Source organism: Nocardiopsis halotolerans DSM 44410 (assembly GCF_000341065.1).
Lineage (GTDB): Bacteria > Actinomycetota > Actinomycetes > Streptosporangiales > Streptosporangiaceae > Nocardiopsis > Nocardiopsis halotolerans.
Genome location: NZ_ANAX01000179.1, coordinates 1 through 15,848, shown reverse-complemented (window position 1 = coordinate 15,848; position 15,848 = coordinate 1). Strand labels below are relative to the sequence as shown.

Here is a 15,848-nt window from a genome sequence, read left to right as displayed (position 1 = left end):
GGACGGCGGGCCGCCGCCCGAGGGCGCCACCGTCGACCAGCGGGTGGCCCTGGCGGCCCGACCCGGGTGCGCGGTCCGGGTGAACCTGAGGACCCTGCGCACCACCGTTCTGCCGTTCGACCTCGCCGAGGCCGGACTACGGCTGATGGTGGTGGACACCGGAGCCCTGCCGCGGCGTGACCTGCGTTCGGTCCGCTCCGCCGAACTGGAGCGCGCGCAACGTACCCTGGGGCCGCTGCGCGCGGTCCAGGACCTGTCGGGGGCGCTGGACCGGCTGCCCGACCCCGTGCTGCGCCGCGGGGTCGAGCACGCGGTCACCGAGGTGCACCGGCTCAACGCCGCGGTGGGGCTGCTGCGCGCCGGACGGTTCGGGGAGACCGGCCCCGTCCTGTCGGCCTCCCACCTGTCCCTGCGCCGGTTCGGGTTGCCCACGCCGGAGGTGGAGCTGGTCGCCGAGGCCGCCTCACGGTCCGGGGCGCGCGGGGTCCGGATGTCCGGCTGGGCGGGTACCGTGCTGGCGTTGGCGGCGGAGGAACACGTGGAACGGATCGGGGAGGCGCTGGTCACGGAGTTCGGCGCCGGGGGTCTGTCCCTTCCGAGGGTGCGCACCGCCGTTCCCTCCGCGGGTGCCCACCGGCTGCGTTGAACCGCGCACGGCCGGGGTCCGTGCCACCGGTCACACCCGGCGGGGGTTCCGCGCGCCCCGGACCGGGACATTCGACCGAACCCCGCTACCCTTTTCGCGATCACACAGGGTGGAAGTAGCGACGAGGCGATCCACGACGCTGAGCAGATGGGCGATGCGATGGCTGACCGACGGAACCGGGAGGATCCCGGCCGCACCGGTGAACACGACAGACAGGGCGTGTTCCGGCGCGGCGGCACCCCGGGCAGTCCTGACGAGTTCGAGAGGCTCTACCGGCCGCGCGAGTCCGAGCAGCGGGTGGTCGGTGAGACGCGGCGGCTCCCGCCCGCCGAGGACGTGCCCCCGGCCCGCCCGGCACGGCCCCGGAAGCGCACGCACAGCGCCGGTCGCGTGTACGACGGCCGCGGCATCGAGCGGAGGCGCAAGGAGCGCCGCCGCAGGCGGGCCACCACGATCGTGGTGGGTGTGCTGGTGGTCCTCCTGGTCGTCCCCCTGGGCCTCGTCGGCGGGTTCTACCTGTACGCGGACTCGCGCCTGGAGCGGGTGGACGCCCTCCAGGACTACGAGGGGCGCCCGGACGACCAGCCCGGTACGACCTACATGGTCGTCGGCTCCGACAGCCGTCAGGGGCTGTCGGAGGAGGAGATGGACCAGATGGCCACCGGCTACGCCGAGGGCCGGCGGACCGACACCATCATGGTGCTCTACGTCCCCGACTCGGGTGACCCCGTCATCGTCAGCGTCCCCCGCGACTCCTACGTGCCCCTGGCCGTCCCCGGCTTCGGTGAGAACAAGATCAACGCCTCCTTCGCGGGTGCCGTGTGCGGCACGAACGACGCGGGCGAGGAGGTCTGCGGCGGCCCCGCTCCCCTCGTGGAGACCTTCGAGCGCGCGTCGGGCGTGCACATCGACCACTACGTGGAGATCGGCATGGGCGGTTTCGTCGACATCGTGGACGCGGTCGGCGGCGTCGAGATGTGCCCGGAGCAGCCCATCACCGACCCCAAGGCGGGGCTGGACGTCGAGGCGGGCTGCCAGCTGATGGAGGGCGCCACCGCCCTGGGCTACGTGCGCACCCGCGCCACCCCCCGCGCCGACCTGGACCGCATCGCCCGTCAGCGCGAGTTCTTCTCCGCGCTGGTCCAGAAGGCCAGCGCCCCCTCCACCCTGTTCAATCCCTTCGAGTCCGTTCCCCTGGTCCTCGCGGGCACCGACACCTTCATGGTGGACGATGATGACGGTCTGGGGAACCTGGCCAGCCTGCTCCTGGCGATGCGCGGCGGTACCGAGACCACCGCGGTCCCCGTGGGCAGCACGCCCACGCTGCCCGGGGTCGGCTCGGTGGTGCTCTGGGACGAGACCCGTGCCGAGGAGATGTTCTCCGCCATGCGGGCCGGGGAGCCGATCCCCGAGAGCGCCTTCCAGCAGTAGACGGGGCCGGANCCCCCCGCCGGTTCGGCGGGGGCGCTACTCCGGCACGAGCCCCTCGAAGTAGGCCTTCTGCGCCGGGTGGTAGTCGTCGAAGTCGGGCAGGTCCCGCCCCTCACGCGAGGCCACGAGCATGTCGAGGTAGTACTCCCAGCCGGGCCCGATCTCGCCCAGCGGCGCCCCCGCGCGGAGGGAGTGCGTCAGTGTCAGCGTGGTGGTCCCGCCGCTCTCGGCGAGGGTCAGCTCCATGGGCCAGACGCCCGCCTCGTCGTCCATCGAGACGGCGAGGCGGTGGGGCGGATCGCACGCGTCGACGCGCAGGTCGCACCACGGCGCGCCCTCCTCGTGGGCCATCTGGAGCCGCACCGTGCGCCCGGGACCGGCTTCCCCCTCCCAGGGCCCGAACCAGCGGGCGGTGCGCTCGGGTTCGGTGACACTGCGCCAGACGTCGTCCGCCGGAGCGCGGAAGGTGCGTGTCAGTACCAGCTCGTTCCCCTCTCCGGCGGCGAACAGGCGTCCGGTCGGTGTGGTGCTCATGCGCTCTCCCCTTGGTCGGTCCGCGTGTGCTCCCGTGACGGGCGTTCCCGTCGGGTCCGGTGGACCTCCGTCTCCAGCGCGTCGAGCCGCTGTTCCCACAGGGCGCGCCCAGGGGCGGCGGAGGTCGTCCCGGTGGCCGGTTCGGTGAACCGTGAGATCCAGCCGCCCAGCTCGGACAGGCCCTCCGGACGGACGCCGTAGAGGCGCTGACGTCCGACGAGCCGGTCCCGGACGAGCCCGCTCTCCCGCAGAACCCGCAGGTGGCGGCTGACCGCGGGACGGCTGATCGTGAAGCGCGCCGCGACGTCCCCCGCCGTCAGGTCGCCCGTGCGCAGGAGGTCGAGGATCCGCCGGCGCACCGGATCGGCGATCGCGTTGGCCACGTCGTCCATGACAGAAAGCGTAACCCATGGGTTACGCTTCACGCCAGGAGGAGGCGAGCGCGTGGAAGGCGTGGGGAGGGCGTCCCGAGAAAGGCGAAGGGCCCGTCGCCGAAGCGACGGGCCCTTCTTCGTGACGTTCCGTACTGTGCGCGCCTACCCCCCAGCGGGCGCACGGCCGGCACGTCGGTCTGTGTGGCAGAGGGGGAAACCCGCTCTGGCCTGCCGGTTCTCACCGGCACGACTCCACAATAGGTCAAAGTTCGCGAGAGGAGCGAATTCTGCGCACGTGGCCTATGTCGCACCCAGTGGCCGCTCCGGTAATCCGGCTTCGCCATCATCCCACCACGTGCCCGTGTATGTACGCCGAACACGGGAAACACGCCGGGAAACTTTGGCGGACCCGTGGGTTCGAAGCCCCGCGAACACGGCATTCCCGACGTCCGGGCCCCGCCGGACCGGTCGCGCGCCGCCCGGACACGGCCACGCCCGGGCGGCCCCTCTCGGGCCCCCGGGCGTGGTCAGGGTCTCACCGGCCGCGCGGAGCGGTCCGGTGGAGATCAGGCCAGGCGCTTGGCGAGGTTCTCGTCCAGGGCGGCGAGGAACTGCTCGGTGGTCAGCCACTCCTGGTCGCCGCCGACCAGCAGCGCGAGGTCCTTGGTCATCTGACCGCCCTCGACGGTCCTGACGACGACGTCCTCCAGGGTGTTGGCGAACTCCACGACCTTCGGGGTGTTGTCGAGCTTGCCCCGGTGCTCCAGACCGCGGGTCCACGCGAAGATGGAGGCGATCGGGTTGGTCGAGGTGGGCTTGCCCTGCTGGTGCTGGCGGTAGTGACGGGTCACCGTGCCGTGGGCGGCCTCGGCCTCGACCGTGCGGCCGTCGGCGGTGCGCAGGACCGAGGTCATCAGGCCGAGGGAACCGAAGCCCTGGGCCACCGTGTCGGACTGCACGTCACCGTCGTAGTTCTTGCAGGCCCAGACGTAGCCGCCCTCCCACTTGAGCGCGGCGGCGACCATGTCGTCGATGAGGCGGTGCTCGTAGGTCAGGCCGGCGGCGTCGAACCGCTCCTTGAACTCGGTCTCGTAGATCTCCTGGAACACGTCCTTGAACATGCCGTCGTAGGACTTGAGGATCGTGTTCTTGGTGGACATGTAGACCGGGTAGTTGCGGTCCAGGCCGTAGTTCAGGCTCGCGCGCGCGAAGTCCTCGATGGACTTGCGGAAGTTGTACATGCCCATCGCGACGCCGCCCGCCTCGGGGAAGTTCGCGACGTCGAACTCGACCGGCTCGCTGCCGTCGGCCGGGGTGTAGGTCATGGTGACCGTGCCGGGGCCGGGGACCTTGAAGTCGGTGGCCTTGTACTGGTCGCCGTGGGCGTGGCGGCCGATGATGATCGGCTGGGTCCAGCCGGGGACCAGGCGGGGCACGTTCTCGCAGATGATGGGCTCGCGGAAGACGACGCCGCCGAGGATGTTGCGGATGGTGCCGTTGGGCGACCGCCACATCTTCTTGAGGCCGAACTCCTCGACCCGGGCCTCGTCCGGGGTGATGGTGGCGCACTTGACGCCGACGCCGTGCTCCTTGATGGCGTTGGCGGCGTCGACGGTGATCTGGTCGTCGGTGCGGTCGCGCTCCTCGATGCCCAGGTCGTAGTACTTCAGGTCGACGTCGAGGTAGGGGAGGATCAGACGGTCCTTGATGAAGGACCAGATGATCCGGGTCATCTCGTCGCCGTCGAGCTCGACTACGGGGTTCTCGACCTTGATCTTGGCCATGGCTGTGTGGCTGTCCCTTCAGTCTTGTTCCACCGCCTCGTGCGGCGGAGGCCCGGCGCCCGGCTCGTGGCCGGATCCGGTCCGCGCACGGCGGTCACCCGATCCGTCCGGGGTCCGTGCTCCCCGGAGGCGGTGATCTTCGTCGGTGTCGCGGTATCTCGACATCAAGCTTATTCGACGCCCAAGGCGCGTTCTTCTTTGGCCTCCGCTTCACTCCGGGGCGCTCCGCGCCCTGCCGGTCCACCACCCTCGACGGACGCCACGCGCGGCACTCCTCCCGTTCGAGCGCCCGAGCGGCCCCGGAACCGAGGCCCGTCCAAGGACAGACTCTAGGCAGAGAGTTGCGGCGCCACCCATGCCAACACGATCAGGAGGACCGCGAGGGTGGTCAGGGTGAGCAGATCGACCCATCGGCGGCGTACCGCGAGCATGCCGATCCAGTCCCTGGGAAGGAACGCCCGGAAGGCCGCCGCCAGCAGCAGCGCGCCCGCGATGATCGCCGGGCCCCGCTTGAAGTGGGCCGCGGCCACGACCACGATCCCCGCCGCGAGCGCCGACAGGACGAGGAGGTAGGGCACCTGCGAGAGCCAGTACGGCACCCTCGGCACCTTCGGGTTCACCAGCTCCTCGCCGGAGTACGTGTCCTCCTCGGCCTCCGCGGGATCCGTTCCCCGGTCCTCCGGGAGTTCCTCCCCGGACCCCTCCACGGGGTCCTTCGCGGAGTCCCCGCCGGACCGCCGTCCGCCGGAGGCCTCCTCCCCCCGCCGGTCCTCGGCGGGCGTGTCCCCGCCGTGGGCCCCGGGCGCCTTCCCGTCGAGCGCGTCCTCGTCCGCGTCCGCCAACTTCGCCTGCCCCGCTTCGTCCACCGCGTCCCGACCCGTTCGGTTACGAATTGCCTGGCCGCCTCGCGGCTCGTTCACGGTCTCCTCCCGGGGACTGGCACGGAACGGCCACCCGCCGGTGATGGGTTGTCCGAAACCGAACACCGCTCCGGAGGTTCGCGTCCCTGAGGGTTTCGGCGGTGCCGTGCGGGAAGCGAGACTTCCCGTCCGGGAGAGACAGCGCCCATTGTAGTGTTCCGCGTCGCCGCCTCCTCAGGGCTCACGGAAACGGTCTCACCTCTTGCGTCCTCCGCTGATGACCGTTTCCTCCATCCGGTTCGGTCACAGAGCCGTATTTGCGCGCCTTATCCGTCTAACTCCGAAGTAAGCGCGTAGAACGCTTACCACCCGGGTAACCAAGGTGGAGATGAGTGCACCGGTGAGCGAGGACCACCCCCATGAAGCCCACTCAACGTGTAGACCGAACCGTCACCCCCCGACAGCCTCCCCTCCACCACCGTCGCCCGCATCCCCACCGGCAGCGCCACCCGAGTCCGGGAGGAACCACCGTGGACGGGCCCTACCTGCGGGTCGAAGAGACCGGGGACATCCGCCAACTCGCCGGGGAGGTCACCACGGTCGGCCGCGGAGAGGGCGCCGACATCCGGCTGAACGACCCGAGCGTCTCCCAACTGCACGCCGAACTGGTCCGCCGCGGCCCCTACGTCTACGTGGTCGACCTGGGGCTGTCCCGCAACGGAACCCGTGTGAACGGCCGCCCCATCGCCCGCAGGGTTCTGGGTGAGGGCGACGTGGTCAGTTTCGGTACCGCCCGCTGCCGGATCGGCGGGCTCCCCAAGGAGCAGATCAGCCCCGACATCGAGCTGCGCCGCGGCGCCGCCCCCGAGCTCACCCGCCGGGAGCTGGACGTGCTGACCGCGCTGTGCCAGCCCGCGTTGTCGGAGGAGGCCTTCGTCGCCCCCGCCACCGCCCGGGACATCGCCGAGGCGCTGGTGGTCACCGAGGCGGCGGTCAAGCAGCACCTGCTGCGGCTGTACCAGAAGTTCCGCATCCCCGAAGGGCAGAACCGCAGGACACGGCTGGCCAACGAGGTCGTGGCGCTGGGCCTGGTCCGGCCGATGCCGATGGGCGGCCCGGCCCGCAAGGCCAGCTGACCGCCCGCGAGGGTTCCCCGCGTCCGCCGGAGGAGCCTCACGGCACCGGATGGGGCCGAGGTGCGCTACCCGGAGTGATGGGATGCGAACGCTGAGAGACGTCCTGGGTCGTCCGCACGCGGACGGGCGGACGGCCTTCGGGACGGTGGCGGCGACCACCGTCCCGAAGGCGTCTCCCGTACCCCGCCCCGTTCACGGGCTGACCGGGCACGTCGCCAGTGTGGCTGGGAGTCGGTGAACCCTTCCGGTCGTCCCGCTAGAGCTCGGCTGCCTGCCGCTCGGCCGCCTCCACCACGTTCACCAGCAGCATCGCCCGGGTCATCGGGCCCACGCCGCCGGGGTTCGGGGACAGGTGCCCGGCCACCTCGGCCACGTCGGGCACGACGTCGCCGACCAGGCCGGACTCGGTGCGCGAGACGCCGACGTCCAGCACGGCCGCGCCCGGCTTCACCATGTCCTTGGTGATGAGGCCCGGCACACCGGCACCGGCGACGATGATGTCCGCCTCGCGCGTGTGCTCGGCCAGGTCCCGGGTGCCGGTGTGGCACAGGGTGACGGTGGCGTTCTCCGACCGGCGGGTCAGCAGCAGGCCGAGGGGGCGGCCCACGGTCACGCCGCGTCCGACCACGACCACCTCGGCTCCCCGGATCGGCACGTCGTAGCGGGTGAGCAGCTCCACGATGCCGCGCGGGGTGCACGGCAGCGGCGCCTCCTGCATCAGCACCAGCCTGCCGAGGTTGGAGGGCTGGAGACCGTCCGCGTCCTTGGCCGGGTCGATCAGGCCCAGCACGCGGTTCTCGTCCAGGCCCTTCGGCAGCGGCAACTGCACGATGTAGCCGGTGCAGGCCGGATCCTCGTTGAGCTCGTGGACGGCCCGCTCCACCTCCTCCTGGGTGGCGTCGGCGGGCAGGTCGCGGCGGATGCTCGCGATGCCCACCTGTGCGCAGTCGCGGTGCTTGCCGCGCACGTAGGAGTGGCTGCCCGGGTCGTCGCCGACCAGGACCGTGCCCAGGCCCGGAGTGATCCCGCGGTCGTGCAGTTTCGCCACCCGCTCGGAGAGTTCCTCACGAATGGACTTCGCGACGGCCTTGCCGTCGAGAACGATCGCGCTCATGCGTTGCTACCTCGCTTAGTGGAAGAAGTGCCGGGTCCCGGTGAGGTACATGGTCACCCCGGCCGCCTTGGCCGCGGCGACGACCTCCTCGTCGCGGACCGATCCGCCGGGCTGGACGACGGCGCGCACACCCGCCCCGGTGAGGATCTCCAGACCGTCCGGGAAGGGGAAGAAGGCGTCGCTGGCCGCCACGGAGCCGGTCACCCGGTCACCCGCGCGCGTGACCGCCAGGCGGGCGGAGTCCACGCGGTTGACCTGGCCCATGCCCACGCCCACGGTGGCGCCGCCGGAGGCCAGGAGGATGGCGTTGGACTTGACCGCGCGCACGGCCCGCCAGGCGAAGGCCAGGTCGGCCAGGGTGGCCTCGTCGGCGGCCTCTCCGGTGGCCAGGGTCCAGGTGGAGGGGTCGTCGCCGGGGGCGTCGATCGCGTCGCGGGACTGCACCAGCAGGCCGCCGCTGATCTCGCGGTCCTCCGTGCACGCGTTGGTCCCGGATCCGTCCGCCACGAGCAGGCGGATGTTCTTCTTGCGGGTGAGGACCTCCAGGGCCGCGGGTTCGAAGGCGGGGGCGACGACGACCTCGGTGAAGATCTCCGCGATCTGCCCGGCCAGCTTCTCCCCGACGGGGCGGTTGGTGGCGATGACGCCGCCGAAGGCCGACACCGGATCGCAGGCGTGCGCCTTCTGGTGGGCCTCGGCGTTGTCGGCGCCGACCGCGATACCGCACGGGTTGGCGTGCTTGATGATGGCCACGCAGGGCTGGTCGAAGTCGTGGGCGGCGCGCAGCGCGGCGTCGGCGTCCACGTAGTTGTTGTAGGACATCGCCTTGCCGTGCAGCTGCTCGGCCCCGGCCAGGCCTGTCGCCGGGGCGCCCGCCACGGTGTACAGCGCGGCCTTCTGGTGGGGGTTCTCCCCGTAGCGCAGCACGCTCCCGCGCTTGTAGGTGACGCCGAGGAAGTCGGACCATCCCGACTCCGCGGCCTCCTCGTCGGGGGCGTAGGCCGCCGCGAACCACCCGGCGACGGCCGCGTCGTAGGTGGCGGTGTGCTGGAAGGCGAGCCCGGCCAGGCGCTTGCGCTGCTCCAGGGTGAAGCCGCCGTCGCGGATGGCCTCCAGGGCGGCGTCGTAGCTGCCCGGGTCGACCACGACCGCGACGCTGCCGTGGTTCTTGGCCGAGGCGCGCACCATGGCGGGGCCGCCGATGTCGATCTTCTCGATGCAGTCGGCCTCGGAGGCGCCCGAGGCGACGGTGTCCTGGAAGGGGTAGAGGTTGACCACGACCAGGTCGAAGGGGGCGATGCCCAACTCCTCGATCCTGGCGACGTGCTCGGGGTTGTTCTGGTCGGCGAGGAGTCCGGCGTGCACGGAGGGGTGCAGGGTCTTGACCCGGCCCTCCATGATCTCGGGGAAGCCGGTGACGTCCTCCACGGGGGTGACGGGGATGTCGGCGGCGCGCAACCGCGCGGCGGTGGAGCCGGTGGAGACGATCTCCACCCCGGCCTCGGCCAGGCCGATGCCCAGCTCCTCCAGACCGGTCTTGTCGTAGACGCTGATCAACGCACGCCTGATGGCCTGCTGGGTCACCGGTTCTCCTTCGTGTCGGTCGCGTCGGTGACGCGCTGCTCGGTGCGGCCGAACCGCACGTGCCTGCCGTCGATGGTCCAGCCCTCGCGGGCGAGCCTGCCGACCGTGTCGACCAGCATCGTCCGCTCCACGGCCTTGATGCGCTCGTGGAGGCTGGCTTCGTCATCGTCGTCCTCGACGGGAACCGCCACCTGGTCGATGATCGGCCCGGAGTCGACGCCCTCGTCGAGGAAGTGGATGGTGGTGCCGGTGACACGGACACCGTGGGCGAGCGCGTCACGGACGGCGTGCGCGCCGGGGAAGGAGGGGAGGAGCGCCGGGTGGATGTTGACCGCGGGGTGACTGCCGACGACGGCGGGGCCGAGGATGCGCATGAACCCCGCGGAGACCACCAGGTCGGGGCGGTGCTCGCTGATGCGCTCGGCCATGGCGGCGTTCCATTGCGAGCGGTCGGCGAAGGAACGGAAGGGGACGACGAACGTGGGCACCCCGGCCTCCTCGGCCCGTTCGATGCCGCGGGTCCCCTCGCGGTCGGCGCCGACGGCGACGACGCTCGCTCCGTAGGCCGGATCCTCGGCCGCCTCCAGCAGGGCGGCCATGTTGCTGCCCGTGCCCGATATGAGGACCACCACTCGCGCGGACAATGCTTCTCCCATTGTGTAGAGAACGGCGCGGGAGCCGTTTCCCGCGTCCCGGGGGCGCCGGGGGACGGCGCAGCATCCGGATTTCGCGTACACCCGGCACGGGGCCGGAGCGTCGGGTGACCCACCCCTCCACGGAGGTCTCCGCGGGTGTGGTGGGTGACGGCCGGGCCCGCTCGGCCCGTCCGCGCCCCCACCCTATCGGGCCAGGTAGCGTCTACCCCACGGGGAGTGGGGGGTTGGCCGTCCTGTGACGGGGGTCTCGGCTCCCCTCCGGCCGGCGTGAGCCCGAACAGCGTGTACCCTCCGCGCAGGCGGAAGCGGAACGGCGCCCCGAGCGGGGCGTCCCTAAGGAGTGAACCTTGACCGACAACAGCCCGGAGCCGCGATCCGGGGGCCAGCCGCCCCGAGCCGAGCGCGGCGGCCTGTGGGGCCTGTTCTTCGGGATGGCCGGCCTGCTGCTGCCTCCCTACGGGGTCGTGCTGTCCGTGTTCGGCGTCGTGCAGGGTTTCCGTGCGCGGCGGACCGCGCGGACGAACCGTACGGAGGCGCCGGGCGCGCTGCTGAGCGTGGTCGTGGGCGCACTGGGGGTCGTGATGTCCCTGGCGCTGTTCTCGGTGGCCGTGGTGTACCAGGAGCAGATGGAGGAGTACCGGACCTGCTCGGCCCTCGCGCACACGGTGTCCAGCCAGGAGGAGTGCGACGAGGCGTGGGAGTCCTCCACCGGCCTTCCGCCCACGGTGGTCATCAGCTGAGGGTCTGACCCGGGGCGGTGGGGCGTGTCCCACCGCCCCTTTTCGTGTCCACGGACCCGCCGGTGGGTTTTCCGGCCGCCTTTCATGTGGGGAAACGGCTGCCGTTCCACACGTCTGCCACCCCCCAAGGGACTACACTTAGTATGCAATCAATAACTAAAAGTGTTGACCACCCTTGCGCGGAGAGGACTCGATGGACACCGACGCCCCCGGCCCGTCCGGACCGGAACTCAGGGAGTACACGGCGGTGCTGCCCCGCCGCTGGCGGCTGCTCGGCGCCGGTGTGCTCGGCGGACTGGCACTCGCCTCCGCCGCGGTGATCGGCCTCCCCGCCACCCACACCTCCGTCGCCGCCGTCCAGGTGCGGCCCAGCGGGATGGCGGAGTTCACCGGGGAGCGCTCGGGTCGCCTGGCCGGGGAGGTCAACCTCGACACCGAGGCGCAGATCCTCATGTCGGACCGTGTGTCGTCCGCCGTGGCCGAGGCCCTGCCCGGGGACGGACCCGGCGCCGAGGAGCTGCGCGAGCGCGTGGACGTGAGCGTGCCCCCCAACAGCAGCGTGCTGGAGATCAGCTACTCCGCGCCCGATCCCGAGGCCGCGCGTGCGGGTGCGCAGGCCTACGCCGACGTCTACCTGAAGCTGCGCCGGACGGGGATCGACGATCTGATCGGCGACCACCTGGAGGCGCTGCGCGGCGAGCAGGAGGCCCGCTACGAGGACCTCGCCGAGGCCGCCGCCGAGGGCACCCCGGGCGGGGACGCGCGCGTGGACGCGCTGCGCGCGGAGATCACCGAACTGGGCGACGCCATCACTCCGCTCAGCGCGCTGGCGGAGACCGTCGACCCCGGACGGGTCATCACCCCGGCGGACCTCCCGGAGGACGCCAGCAGCCCGAGACCGGTCCTGTGGCTGGTCGGCGGTGCCGCGCTCGGCCTCCTGACGGGGCTGCTCGCGGCCGTGGTCCGCGACCGTCTCGACCCGCGTCTGCACGGTACCGAGGACACCGCCCGGATCGGCGCGGTGCCGGTGCTGCTCGACCTGTCCGAGCGCGCGCGGCGGGGCGTGCGCTCCCCCGGGCTGCTGTCCGACGACGATCTCCTGGGCCAGCGGGTGCACGAGTTCACGCACCTGGTGCGCGCCCGTCTCGCCGCCGGGGCCGCGTCCGACGAGGTCACCGAGCCGGAAGCCGAGGGATCCGGATCCGGCCGCGTCCTGCTCGTCGCCGCGACCACGCCGGGCCGCGCGGGCACGGCGACCGCGGTGAACCTGGCCGCGGCCCTGGCCCGCACGGGCTCGGAGACGTTGCTGGTGTGCACGGATCCGCGCACCGACACCATCGGCGAGCTGCTGGGGCTCCCGGAGGGGCCCGGTCTGGCGGAGGCGTTGCTGGAGGGCGAGGACCCCGCCAGCCTGGAGGTGCGCCCCGACGTGGCGCCGCGGCTGCGGGTCCTGCGGTACGGGTCGCCGGGCATGAACGCGCCGGTGCAGGACACCGCGACGTCGGAGCTGGTACGGCTGCTGCGCGCGGGAGCCGAGTACGTGGTGGTCGCCGCGGCGCCGGTGCGCGAGCGGGCCGACGTGCACGCCCTGGCCGGCACGGCCGACCTGCTGCTGCCGGTGGTCGAACTGGGTCGCACGCGCGGGGCGGACCTGACCGGCCTGCTGGTCCTCGCCGACCGGTTCGGCGTGCCCGTTCCCGGTACGGCCGTCCTGCCGCGCCAGCCGCTGGCCGGACCCGCGCCGGTGGCGTCGCCCTCCGCCGGTGGCCCCTCCGGTCCGGGGCGCGGGAGCGAGGTGCCCGCCGGAACCGACGGGGATCGCGAGACCGCTGAGGCGGAGGAGCCCGCGAAGGCCCGTGGAGCGTCGGGGATCGCGCTGACCGGCATCGTCAGCGATGTGCCCGTGGCCGCCGGGACCCCCGGGACCAAGGGCGCCGGAACGGCCGCGCGTCCTCGGGCCACTGACACCGACGGGACCGACGGTGACACCGGCGGGGCCGCCGAGGCGGCAGGGGACGCGAGGGTTCCCGGTGGCGGCGAGATCCCCGTGGACTTCGAGGTTCCCCGTGTACTGGGCTCCGACGGGGCCACCGAGATCCCCGTGACCCCGGAAGGCACGGGGGACGCGGCCGCCGCGGAGGCGAGGAAGGCCTTCGGACTGACCGAAGCCGCTGAGGAGGTGCACGGATCCGGGGCGACCGTCAGCAGTTCCGAGGCGGCTGAGGCCCTGGTGGCCTTCGCGGAGAGCCCGGAGGACTCCTCGACAGACGGGGACGACGGGGATCCCTCCGCCACGGACGCCTCCTCGGAGGCCCGGCGCTGATGGCATGGAGCACGTCCGCCCGCGGTTCCCGGACGGTCGGGTGGGCAACCGCGGGCCCGCCTCCGGTGGGCGACCGCTCCCCCGTCACGGGCTGGCCGCTGGTGTGGGTGCTGGCCGGATACCCGCTGTGGTGGGCCCTGGGTATGGGCCAGTTCGCGTACTGGCTGTTCGCGGTTCCGATGGCGGCCGAACTGGTGCGCCGCCACCGCGCCGTGGGGCTGCGGGTCCCCCCGGGGTTCTGGTTGTGGGCGCTGTTCCTGCTGTGGACGGTGCTGGGCCTGTTCCTGGTCCACCTGGAGATGCCCGGCACCGTGCCCCACAGCGGCGGGTACGGCGGCGCCGCGCTCCGGGTGGTCAACTACCTGGTGCTGACCGTCCTTCTCCTCTACGTCGGCAACCTCTCCGAGCGCGAACTCCCCACCCGCCTGGTCGTGTGGGCGCTGGCGGTGCTGTGCCTGGCCACGATCGCGGGCGGCTACCTGGGCATGCTGGCCCCCCGGTTCGAGTTCACGGCACCGACGGAGTACCTGCTTCCCGCCTCCCTGACCTCCGACCCCTACATGCGGGACCTCATCCACCCGGCGTCCGCTCAGGTCATGGACATCCTCGGGTACGCGTCGGCCCGGCCCAAGGCGCCCTGGGAGTACACCAACATCTGGGGTTACATGCTCTCCCTGCTGCTGGTGTGGCTGGTCGTGGGCTGGGTGGCACGGGGTTCCCTCTGGGTGCGCTGGGGTGCGCTGGCCGCCGCCGCGCTGTCGGTGGTTCCCGCCGTGTACTCGCTCAACCGGGCCCTGTGGGCGGGACTCGTACTGTCCGTGGCCTACGGAGCCGTGGTGGCACTGCGCCGCGGGCGGGTGGTCCTGGTGGGCGCCTGCGCCGTCGCGGGCCTGGCCGCGCTGCTGGTGTTCGCCGCGTCGCCGCTCACCGACGTGGTGCTGGCGAGGTTCGACAACCCGCACAGCGACGACGGCCGCGCCGCCACCAACGCGGCGTCCGTGGAGGCCGCCCACCTGTCCCCCGTCGTGGGCTGGGGCACCACACGGGAGAGCCAGGGCAGTCCGGCCTCGATCGCGATCGGCCCCACGCCCGAATGCCCCGGATGCGGACAGCACGTCATCGGCAACGCGGGCCAGCTGTGGATGACCCTGATCTCCAGCGGGTGGATGGGGACCGCCCTCATGCTCGCCTTCTTCGCGCACGTCGTGTGGCGCTACCGGGCGACGGCCTCCCTGGTGGGACGGGGCGCGCTGCTGACCGTGCTGCTGCTGTTCTGGTACATGTTCTTCTACGTCGCGCTGATGTCCCCGCTGGTCGTCACCATGGTCGCCGTCGCCCTGCTGTGGCGGGGCGAGGAACCGGTGCTCCGGCGGCGGACCGCGCGCACCCGCGGGGGTCTTCGATGAACAGCGAGACGACCTACCTGACCGACCTCGCCGCGGTGCTGTGGCCGTGCGGCGGGCTGCTCGGGCCCGGCGACCGCGGTATGCGACGGCTGGTCCGCCGCGACCGGGGCGCCCAGTACCTGCCGGTGCCCAACGCGCACAACCCGAGGGTGATACTGCCCGCGTACGACCGCTCCGCGGCCACCCGGGGAATCACGTCCTTCTCCCAGGGCCACTCGTTCCGGGAGAGGGCGCGCACGCTGCTGCTGACCGGGGCGTTCGCCACCGGGCTGGCCCCACTGCTGCTCCGCGACCGCCTGTACGTGGGGGCGGGGCCGGGCATCGAGCACGCGCTCACGTCGGCGCTGGACCGCGACCTGGCCATCGCCATCCACGTGGGCCCGCCCCGGGCCAACCGCAAACCCGTCCTCCTGCTGCTCACGCCCGGCGGTCGCACGATCGGCTACGCCAAGGTGGCCATCAACGACCTGACCTCGCGGCTCGTGCGCGCCGAGACGCGGGCGCTGCGCCACCTGGCCGACGCCCGCCTGCCGGACGTGACCGTTCCCCGGCTGCTGCACGAGGGCGAGTGGAACGGCCATCCGCTGCTGGTGCAGGAGGCCCTGCCGGTCGGCGACCAGACCGACCGGCCCACCCGGCGCCAGCTGCTGCGGTGCGTGGCGCAGATCGTCGGGCTGACGAGGGTGCGGCGGCGCAGACTCTCCGAGAGCCCCTACCGGCGGTCGCTGGAGGAGCGGATCGTGACTCTGGGAACGCGCCCCGAGGCGGCGCCGCTGCGTGCGGCGCTGCGCCGTCTGCCCGACGTGTACGTGCCTTTCGGCGCCTGGCACGGCGACCTGACCAGGTGGAACATCGCGAGCACCGCACGGCGCGCGTTCGTGTGGGACTGGGAACGGCTCGCCATGGACGCGCCCGCGGGCTTCGACGCCCTGCACTACGACCTCAACGAGTGTGTGCAGGCCGGGGTCCACCCGGGCGTGCACCGGTGGTTGGAGAGCGGGTCACGGCTGCTGCGCGACCCGCTGATGTCCGAGACCGGGGTGCGCTCCCACACGGTGTCCACGGTGATGGCGCTGTATCTGATCGATCTGGCCACCCGGTACCTGCACGACCGGCAGGCCGAGAGCGGCGGCCACCTGGCGGCCGTGGACGACTGGCTGCTCCCCGCGCTGGAGGGGCTCCAGGAGAGGGCGGCCCACGAGGCGGCCCACCGAACCTGAAAGGACCTCCGATGTCCCGGAGCACCCCGTTCCACCGCAT

Annotated in this window: 13 protein-coding genes and 1 pseudogene; 7 read left to right on the top strand and 7 right to left on the bottom strand. The window is 72.3% G+C overall.

The genetic code is table 11. From position 1 onward, the window contains the following. Positions 1–646: pseudogene (locus tag D455_RS0113915) on the top strand (GHMP kinase); the annotation flags it as partial. Positions 647–805: 159 nt separating this feature from the next. Then, complete coding sequence (locus D455_RS0113910; protein WP_026122613.1) at positions 806–2,077, top strand: LCP family protein; 1,272 nt, start codon at positions 806–808, stop codon at positions 2,075–2,077. A gap of 36 nt (positions 2,078–2,113) precedes the next feature. Here the strand turns inward: D455_RS0113910 and D455_RS0113905 are convergent, their stop codons facing one another. From D455_RS0113905 to D455_RS36160, 4 genes are all read right to left on the bottom strand, one after another. After that, a complete protein-coding gene (locus D455_RS0113905) occupies positions 2,114–2,611 on the bottom strand; it encodes an SRPBCC family protein (protein WP_017571325.1) in 498 nt (165 codons plus the stop codon). Beyond that, entirely contained in the window at positions 2,608–3,003 is a 396-nt protein-coding gene (locus D455_RS0113900) for an ArsR/SmtB family transcription factor (protein WP_017571324.1), read from the bottom strand. Before D455_RS0113900 ends, D455_RS0113905 begins: the two co-directional genes overlap by 4 nt. A gap of 548 nt (positions 3,004–3,551) precedes the next feature. Next, positions 3,552–4,769 (bottom strand): NADP-dependent isocitrate dehydrogenase, encoded by a 1,218-nt coding sequence (locus tag D455_RS0113895; RefSeq protein WP_017571323.1) that lies wholly within the window; start codon positions 4,767–4,769, stop codon positions 3,552–3,554. 329 nt (positions 4,770–5,098) lie between these two features. Continuing rightward, positions 5,099–5,689, bottom strand: coding sequence for a DUF3017 domain-containing protein (locus D455_RS36160; RefSeq protein WP_394296637.1), 591 nt, complete (start codon positions 5,687–5,689; stop codon positions 5,099–5,101). Positions 5,690–6,159: 470 nt separating this feature from the next. Here D455_RS36160 and D455_RS0113885 point away from each other — a divergent pair, with 470 nt between their 5' ends. Then, positions 6,160–6,765, top strand: a complete 606-nt coding sequence (locus D455_RS0113885) for an FHA domain-containing protein (RefSeq protein ID WP_017571321.1) — start codon at positions 6,160–6,162, stop codon at positions 6,763–6,765. A 256-nt stretch (positions 6,766–7,021) separates the two neighbouring features. Here D455_RS0113885 and D455_RS0113880 read toward each other — a convergent pair whose 3' ends face one another. From D455_RS0113880 to purN, 3 genes are read right to left on the bottom strand one after another with little or no spacing between them, the layout of a single operon-like run. Then, positions 7,022–7,879, bottom strand: a complete 858-nt coding sequence (locus D455_RS0113880; protein WP_017571320.1) for a bifunctional methylenetetrahydrofolate dehydrogenase/methenyltetrahydrofolate cyclohydrolase — start codon at positions 7,877–7,879, stop codon at positions 7,022–7,024. A gap of 15 nt (positions 7,880–7,894) precedes the next feature. After that, positions 7,895–9,463 carry a bifunctional phosphoribosylaminoimidazolecarboxamide formyltransferase/IMP cyclohydrolase gene (purH, locus tag D455_RS0113875; RefSeq protein ID WP_017571319.1) on the bottom strand — a complete coding sequence of 523 codons (1,569 nt, stop codon included), beginning with the start codon at positions 9,461–9,463 and terminating at the stop codon, positions 7,895–7,897. Next, on the bottom strand, positions 9,460–10,095 hold the full coding sequence (gene purN, locus D455_RS0113870) for a phosphoribosylglycinamide formyltransferase (RefSeq protein WP_017571318.1): 636 nt from the start codon (positions 10,093–10,095) through the stop codon (positions 9,460–9,462). Before purN ends, purH begins: the two co-directional genes overlap by 4 nt. A gap of 371 nt (positions 10,096–10,466) precedes the next feature. Between purN and D455_RS0113865 the strand changes: the two genes are divergently transcribed. The 4 genes from D455_RS0113865 (at position 10,467) to D455_RS0113850 (ending at position 15,808) form a co-directional block, all read left to right on the top strand. Continuing rightward, on the top strand, positions 10,467–10,859 hold the full coding sequence (locus D455_RS0113865) for a hypothetical protein (RefSeq protein ID WP_017571317.1): 393 nt from the start codon (positions 10,467–10,469) through the stop codon (positions 10,857–10,859). A gap of 193 nt (positions 10,860–11,052) precedes the next feature. After that, a complete protein-coding gene (locus D455_RS0113860; RefSeq protein WP_017571316.1) occupies positions 11,053–13,182 on the top strand; it encodes a hypothetical protein in 2,130 nt (709 codons plus the stop codon). Beyond that, positions 13,182–14,588: a ligase gene (locus tag D455_RS0113855; RefSeq protein WP_026122612.1), complete on the top strand. Its 1,407-nt coding sequence runs from the start codon at positions 13,182–13,184 to the stop codon at positions 14,586–14,588. The genes D455_RS0113860 and D455_RS0113855 overlap by 1 nt, the downstream gene beginning before the upstream one ends. Beyond that, on the top strand, positions 14,585–15,808 hold the full coding sequence (locus D455_RS0113850; RefSeq protein WP_017571314.1) for an aminoglycoside phosphotransferase family protein: 1,224 nt from the start codon (positions 14,585–14,587) through the stop codon (positions 15,806–15,808). The genes D455_RS0113855 and D455_RS0113850 overlap by 4 nt, the downstream gene beginning before the upstream one ends. Positions 15,809–15,848: the final 40 nt, after the last annotated feature.